Origin of the sequence: Flavobacterium aciduliphilum (genome assembly GCF_003268855.1) — a bacterium.
GTDB lineage: Bacteria > Bacteroidota > Bacteroidia > Flavobacteriales > Flavobacteriaceae > Flavobacterium > Flavobacterium aciduliphilum.
Map to the genome: position 1 here is coordinate 68323 of NZ_QLSZ01000013.1, position 7558 is coordinate 75880.

The following is a 7558-nucleotide window of genomic DNA, read 5'->3' on the forward strand; positions in this document are numbered from 1 at the left end:
AAACATGAAAAAAACAATCCTATTATCAGTAAGTTTTTTATTTTTTACCCTCCTCTCCACAGCACAAATTGGACCTTTAAGAGAACGATTTAAAGAAAAAAAAGAACAAATTAAGGCCCTTAAAATTGCATTCATTACAGAAGAATTGCAATTAACACCCGATGAAGCGACCAAATTTTGGCCTGTTTTTAATGCTTTTGAGGACAAACAACAAGAGATTCGAAAACAAAAAATAAAAGCTTTTCTTAACCGAAAAGACGATAGATTAGACAATCTTTCAGAAAAAGATGCTGCAACACTTTTAGTTCAAATGGAAAGTACTGAAGATGAGTTGTATCAATTAAAGAAAAAGTTTATTTCCAATTTGAAAGGCATACTCCCTGCTGTTAAAATTTTAAAACTAAAGCGTGCTGAGGAAGAGTTCAGTAAAAAATTATTACAACAATATCGCGACAGAAAAATAGGACGCTAATCTTTTTTACTTTTTTCAAGATTAAAGCCGGATTGACAAACATTCGGCTTTTTTTAATTTAACCGCAATCGAACTATTTTGTTCTTTCCTGCGACAATAGCTACTTTTTTTGAAATAAAACGGATGGTAAAGAGTGATGAATCATTTGCTACTTTTCTCCATGTAAATCCTGTATCACTTGTATAAAAAACACCACTAGACCCAACAACTAGTAATTGTCTCCCATTAGAATATGGCACATATTGCACACAAGAAGTATAGCCAAAATCAAGCACGTTATTGGGAATAGACCATGTTTTTCCTCCATTTGATGTGAAAGCAATGTTTTTCAAATTGTCACTTGGGTTTTCATAATCCCCTCCTGCAATACATCCGTGATATTTATCGTAAAAATCGGCTGTAAAAATTCCAGACATAGATGAACCTTGTTGTATAGGTGTGTCAAATGAAGTCCAAATAGTTCCTTGTTTATTAGAGCAAAAAACACGTGCTTTTTTACCTCCCGTTACCACCCAAAGACAATTCTTTTTCGAAATCAAATTTGTATTACTCGATGCAAAAGCGGCTTCTCCTTCTATAATTTTAGGAGATTTTTCACAGGTTAGTTTATTCCAAGTCATGCCTCCATCATGAGTTCGAATTAACGAAAGACATGAATCCGTTGGATCCCCAATTGCCATCCCTTCTTGTTCATTCCAGAATTGCATACTGTCATAAAATACCTTTTCATGTTCTTCACGATAAACTAAATCATATTGTGTTAAATCCTTTGAAAGACGAAATAACAAGGCGGGGGTTCCTACACATAAAATAAAAATATACTTTTTAGTTTGAGCAATACTTCTAAATTCTAATGTTAGTCCATCATGTTCAATCTTTATTTCTTCCTTATAGCCCGATTTAAGGTTGATAACTCCCACACGATTTTTATCGGCGGCATACCATACAAATTCTGGTGATACCGTTATAGCTCTAATGCTTATAACATCAGTCAAAAGCGTGTCTAAAGAAATGTTTTTTGGATAAGAAATAGATTGAAGATTCGTTTGAGAAAAAACAAAACTTTGAAAGCAAATCAAAAATAAAATGAATAAACGCTTCATGAGTATAAAATATGAATTGCTAAATTACATAATATTTTGTTAATACTTTACAAATTATTTACTATTGGCATGGATATTGGAAATAGTATTTATAAAAAAGAGTAGTAACTTTAACAATTTTTAATTATGAAAACTACTGGTATTCTTTCGCTTATTTTCAGTTTATTTTTTGCTCAAACATTTGCTCAAAATAACCTCTCAGTCACTCCAACTAGTTCTGAAATTAGTGATAATTTGGACTTGCGTGCTGTTGCTTCCTTATTTGGTGACTCCAAAGACTTAGCCGACTTTGAATATAGACTTAACGATCCTAAAACACAAATTTCAAATTTAGATTTAAATAATGACAACCAAGTCGATTATTTACGGGTAGTGGAGTCTATTGAGAAAAATGTTCATATCGTGGTTATTCAAGCTGTACTAGGACAAAACCAATATCAAGATGTTGCTACAATAGAAATTGAACCATCAAACAACAATCAAGCCCAAATCCAAGTTGTAGGAAATAGCTATTTGTATGGTGCCAACTATATTTACGAACCCGTTTATGTCAGTACACCTTTACTATGCAGTTATTTTTGGACCCCTAATTATCGACCTTATTTTTCAAATTGGTATTGGGGCTACTATCCTGCATATTATTATGCTTGGAGTCCCTACCCTATTTTTAGATACAGATACCACATTGGTTTATGCATTAATTTTAACTACCAATATCACTATGTAAATTTCAGAATATGTGGATGGGCATACGCACTATATTATGGAAGAAGGGGTAATTATTGTGAAATGATGTTTCCTATGCGTGCTTTTGAATATCGTAATAGAGGCTTTTCAAATCGTTATGAATTGGATCAAACTAGACCTCGTCATGATGTAGCTTATGGAGACATCAATACAACTATGAATCAAGGACCAAGAAATTTTGATAATCCAAGAACCAATTCATTTAACACACCTAGACATTCTGATGAGGGATTATATCATGAAAATCCAAGAAATTTTTATAACACATCCAATCAAGCAATTCATGATACTCCTAGAAGTACCTATATTAATAATCCTAGAAATTCTGATAACAATCCTCCAATTTACAATACGCCACGCCCTAGCTATAATTTCAATCCACGCCCTTCAACTTATAACAATACGCCAAGAAATACACCAAACATTAATTCATCCCCTCGTGGTGAACGAAGTAATTTAAACAATGGAAGTGTAAGAACTAATTTTGAACGAATTGGAGGTAGTAGGGGTTCGTTTGGAGGAAGACGTTAATTTATCTAATATAAAACTAAAAGAGCATCGAAAAAAATCGATGCTTTTTTTATTACATTTTTTGAAAAGTAATACATTTGTAAACTTTTTTAAATTTGATATATGAGTGCAACGGGCCATAGCCATAGTCATCATCACCTGCATAGTAAACTCACAGCAGCAGGATTACTTATCACATTAGGAATTATTTATGGCGATATTGGTACTTCCCCATTATATGTAATGAATTCTATCATTGGAGACAGTGCTATTTCTAAAGATTTAATTTTAGGAGGGTTATCGTGTATTTTTTGGACCTTAACTTTACAAACTACCCTGAAATACGTTGTCATAACTTTAAGTGCTGATAATCATGGAGAAGGTGGAATTTTTGCATTGTATGCTTTGGTTAAACGCACTAAAATACAGTGGTTGATTGTTCCTGCTATTATTGGAGGAAGTGCGCTTTTGGCGGATGGAATCATTACTCCTCCCATTTCTGTTTCCTCTGCGATTGAAGGGTTACGAATTTTCAATCCAGATATTCCAACGGTTCCTATAGTGATTTCAATATTGTTTGTTCTTTTTACTATACAACAATTTGGAACTAAATTAGTTGGTAAATTTTTTGCTCCAATGATGTTAATATGGTTCTCCATGTTAGGAATTTTAGGTGTTTTACAAATGGTAACTAATCTTGAAGTTTTTAAAGCATTAAATCCCTATTACGCCTATCACTTGCTCACTAGTGATGTGAGTGATCAAGGCTTTTTTATTTTAGGAGCAGTATTTCTTTGTACAACAGGAGCTGAAGCGTTATATTCTGACATGGGACACTGTGGAAGAAAAAATATACGCATTAGCTGGATGTTTGTCAAAACTATGTTAGTGCTTAATTACTTCGGCCAAGGTGCTTATTTGTTGTCTCACCAAGGAAAAACCTTACTTCAATTGAGTGCCCACAATTCGAATCCTTTTTATTTAATTATGCCTGAATGGTTCAAACCATTTGGAATTGTAGTAGCAACATTAGCAGCTGTGATAGCATCACAAGCTTTAATTAGTGGATCATTCACTCTAATTAATGAAGCTATGCGTTTAAACTTTTGGCCTAAAGTCCGCATCAAATTTCCAACAGATGTAAAAGGTCAATTGTATATCCCTTCTATAAATTGGCTATTATTTTTTGGTTGTGTAGGAATTGTTTGGCATTTTCAAGAATCGAGTAATATGGAGCACGCTTATGGTTTAGCTATTATACTTTGTATGATTATGACAACTATATTGCTAAATTATTATTTAATCATGAAACGTGTGCAATGGTATTTTATAGCACCCTTGATTCTGATTTATTTAGCCATTGAATTCAGTTTCTTGGCAGCAAATATTACCAAATTCATGGATGGTGGTTTTGTGACTTTATTCATTGCTATTATACTGATAAGTGTCATGTCTATTTGGTACTTAGCTAAAAAAATCAGCAAAAATTACACTAAAATGGTTAAGATTGATGCTTATAAAAAAGTACTTGCCGAATTAAGTGTCGATTTGTCAATTCCTAAATATGCGACACATTTGGTATACATGACCAACTCCAATCGTTCTGATGAAATTGAAGAAAAAGTCATGTACTCAATTCTTCAAAAACGTCCAAAAAGAGCTGATTTGTATTGGTTTGTTCACGTTAATATTTTGAGCGAGCCTTATAAAAAAGAATTTAAAGTTGTAGAAATAATCCCTGATGACTTGTATCGTGTTGATTTTTATTTAGGATTTAGAGAGGCCACTAAAATCAATTTGATGCTTAAAGAAGTGATTAAAGATATGGTTAGTAAAGGTGAAGTAGATATTACTAGTCGATATGAATCGCTTAACAAAAATAACATTATTGGAGATTTTAAATTTGTACTTTCAGAAAAGTTTTTATCTAACGATAGTGATTTAACCTTCTTTGAAAATATCATTATGAACGCCTACTTCTTTATGAAAAAATTCAGTTTATCTGAAGAAAAAGGGTTTGGTTTGGACAGTAGTTCCGTAAAAGTAGAACAATTTCCTATGGTACTTCATGCTCCAGAAATCATTGACATGAAAAGAATTCACTAAAGTATATCAGAATCAACTCAATACTAGGAAGTATTCTAAAATCGTAATAGTTTTTTTAGAATACTTCTTTTCTTTCTATAAAAAAGCAATACCTTTGTAGGCTGACCTAAGGATAAATCATCCTAGTTCGCATTGTTATTATTGTATAAAATGAGATTACACCGAAATTTAGTTTACACTACCATTGATTCTCTAAATGCTATTTTTAATGAAGGAGAGTATGCTGATAAAGTAGTAGCACGAGCCCTTAAAAAAGACAAACGCTGGGGCAGTGCCGATAGAAAATTTGTTGCAGAAACCATCTATGAAATTGTACGATGGAAACGATTATATGCTGAAATTGCAAACATTAAAGAACCCTATGATCGTGAGGATTTATGGAGAATGTTTGCCGTTTGGGCTGTTCTAAGAGGTTATCCTATTCCTGATTGGAGACAATTGGAAGGAACTCCAGAACGCAAAATTAAAGGCCGATTTGACGAACTCTCTAAAGTACGAAAAATGCGCGAATCTATTCCAGATTGGATGGATGAATTGGGTGTAAAAGAATTAGGCGAGGCTCTTTGGACAAAAGAAATCGCAGCTCAAAATCAACAAGCCAAAGTTATTTTAAGAGTAAACACTTTAAAAACAACCAAAGAAAAACTTCGTGCACTATTGATGGACGCTAATATTGAAACGGAATATTTGGAACATCAACCTGATGCCCTTCAACTTAAAGAACGAGCCAATGTATTTTTAACAGATGCTTTCAAAGAAGGATTATTTGAAGTTCAGGATGCCTCTTCGCAATTGGTTGCCCCTTTATTGGACGTACAGCCTGGTATGAGAGTGGTAGATGCTTGCGCAGGTGCGGGAGGAAAAACACTACACATGGCTTCTTTAATGCAAAATAAGGGTCAATTAATCGCCATGGATTTGTATGAAAGTAAATTAAAGCAACTAAAACTAAGAGCCAAAAGAAATGGTGCTTTCAATATCGAATATCGAATTATAGATTCTACTAAAGTCATCAAAAAACTCCACGAAAAAGCCGATAGAGTGTTAATTGATGCGCCTTGCTCTGGTTTGGGTGTATTGAAAAGAAATCCTGATTCGAAGTGGAAATTACAACCCGAGTTTATTGATAATATCAGAAACGTTCAGGCAGAAGTATTAGATAACTATTCCAAAATGGTTAAACCAGGCGGAAAACTTGTATATGCAACCTGTTCTATTCTTCCTTCTGAAAATAAAGAACAAGTGAATCAATTTCTGACGACTGAAAATGGGAAAAAATTTACTTTTGTAAAAGATATGAGTATCCTTGCCTCAGAAACTGGATTTGACGGATTTTATATGGCATTATTAGAACGAAACCAATAAATTTTTATGAAAAAACATCTATACCTATTATTTTTAAGTAGCTTTTTTGCTGTTGCTCAAATTCCAGCTGGATATTACAACAATGCAACGGGAACTGGATTTACATTAAAAACACAGTTAAAAACAATTATCAATCCACACACACAATTGGTGTATGGATCTGGATTATGGTCTTTATTCCAAACTTCCGATTTACGTCCTAATGGCTATGTATGGGATATATATTCTAATTGTAATTTTGTATTTGGAGCTGTAGTCAATGGAGGTCAACAAGACGATGGAACACAAGGTAATGCTGAATGTCAGCGTTATAACAAAGAACATACGTTTCCTAAAAGTTGGTTTGGTGGACAAATATACCCAATGTATTCTGATGCCTTTATTGTAATGCCTGCTGACAAAAAAGACAATGCAATGAGAGGAAGCATTGTTTATGCAACTGTAAGTCCTTCTGTAACTACAACATATGGAAACGGTTTTAAAATTGGAAATTGTGCGACACCAAATTATCCATACACCTCCCAAGGATTACAAGTTTTAGAGCCCTCAGATGAATTTAAAGGGGATTTTGCACGAAACTATTTCTATGTAGCCACATGCTATGAAGATGCTATTGCAAGTTGGCAAACACTAGACCCAAATGGAAATACCATATTGGATGGCAGTAGCGACAAAGTATTTGAACAATGGTATTTAGACATGCTTTTTAGCTGGCATCTAGCTGATCCTGTTAGTCAAAAAGAAATTGACAGAAACAATGCTATATACGCTGTTCAAGGCAACAGAAATCCGTTTATTGACCATCCAGAATATGCCCAATTAATATGGGGTTCCTTACTAAAAAAAGAGGTTTTCGATAATGCTTTTTCATCACTATCAGTATTTCCAAATCCTTCAAATAATCATAGTGTATCTATAAGCTGTACTCTTCTTTTAGATAACATCCAGTTGTATGCTATCAATGGACAACTTTTACAAGAACTTGAACATCCCCTTTTAAATAATAATACTTACACGATAAATGATATTCCGAAGGGTTTTTACTTCTTAAAAATCAATGCGAATAATCAATCGGTAATCAAGAAAATAATTATAGAATAAATATGATTAAAAGAAAAAAAACGCTCAAATTTGCACTGCCCCCAAAAAGTTAGACACTATTTGGGGGTATTTTTATGGAAAGAAAAGTCAAGTATGATTATGCATTTAAGTTAGAATGTGTAGAATTAGTTTTAAAGAAGCATTATTCTTGTGA

General features: G+C 33.3%; 6 protein-coding genes. 5 read left to right on the plus strand and 1 reads right to left on the minus strand.

The window, feature by feature from the left end:
- Positions 1–4 precede the first annotated feature (4 nt).
- Positions 5–472: a sensor of ECF-type sigma factor gene (locus tag CLV55_RS11995; protein WP_112114040.1), complete on the plus strand. Its 468-nt coding sequence runs from the start codon at positions 5–7 to the stop codon at positions 470–472.
- 53 nt (positions 473–525) lie between these two features.
- Here CLV55_RS11995 and CLV55_RS12000 read toward each other — a convergent pair whose 3' ends face one another.
- Complete coding sequence (locus tag CLV55_RS12000) at positions 526–1575, minus strand: WD40/YVTN/BNR-like repeat-containing protein (RefSeq protein ID WP_112114041.1); 1050 nt, start codon at positions 1573–1575, stop codon at positions 526–528.
- 126 nt (positions 1576–1701) lie between these two features.
- Here CLV55_RS12000 and CLV55_RS12005 point away from each other — a divergent pair, with 126 nt between their 5' ends.
- The 4 genes from CLV55_RS12005 (at position 1702) to CLV55_RS12020 (ending at position 7404) form a co-directional block, all read left to right on the plus strand.
- Entirely contained in the window at positions 1702–2853 is a 1152-nt protein-coding gene (locus CLV55_RS12005; RefSeq protein WP_112114042.1) for a hypothetical protein, read from the plus strand.
- A 102-nt stretch (positions 2854–2955) separates the two neighbouring features.
- The gene (locus tag CLV55_RS12010; protein WP_112114043.1) at positions 2956–4938 is read left to right on the plus strand and encodes a KUP/HAK/KT family potassium transporter; all 1983 of its coding nucleotides are present in this window, start codon (positions 2956–2958) and stop codon (positions 4936–4938) included.
- Between the two features lie 150 nt (positions 4939–5088).
- Positions 5089–6303, plus strand: coding sequence for an RsmB/NOP family class I SAM-dependent RNA methyltransferase (locus tag CLV55_RS12015; RefSeq protein WP_112114044.1), 1215 nt, complete (start codon positions 5089–5091; stop codon positions 6301–6303).
- A 6-nt stretch (positions 6304–6309) separates the two neighbouring features.
- Complete coding sequence (locus CLV55_RS12020) at positions 6310–7404, plus strand: endonuclease (RefSeq protein WP_112114045.1); 1095 nt, start codon at positions 6310–6312, stop codon at positions 7402–7404.
- Positions 7405–7558: the final 154 nt, after the last annotated feature.

Excerpts from the sequence above, each read along its gene's own strand:
- CLV55_RS12000 (WP_112114041.1), bottom strand. The coding sequence starts at position 1,575 with ATGAAGCGTTTATTCATTTTATTTTTGATTTGCTTTCAAAGTTTTGTT.
- CLV55_RS11995 (WP_112114040.1), top strand. The coding sequence starts at position 5 with ATGAAAAAAACAATCCTATTATCAGTAAGTTTTTTATTTTTTACCCTC.
- CLV55_RS12005 (WP_112114042.1), top strand. The coding sequence starts at position 1,702 with ATGAAAACTACTGGTATTCTTTCGCTTATTTTCAGTTTATTTTTTGCT.
- CLV55_RS12020 (WP_112114045.1), top strand. The coding sequence starts at position 6,310 with ATGAAAAAACATCTATACCTATTATTTTTAAGTAGCTTTTTTGCTGTT.
- CLV55_RS12015 (WP_112114044.1), top strand. The coding sequence starts at position 5,089 with ATGAGATTACACCGAAATTTAGTTTACACTACCATTGATTCTCTAAAT.
- CLV55_RS12010 (WP_112114043.1), top strand. The coding sequence starts at position 2,956 with ATGAGTGCAACGGGCCATAGCCATAGTCATCATCACCTGCATAGTAAA.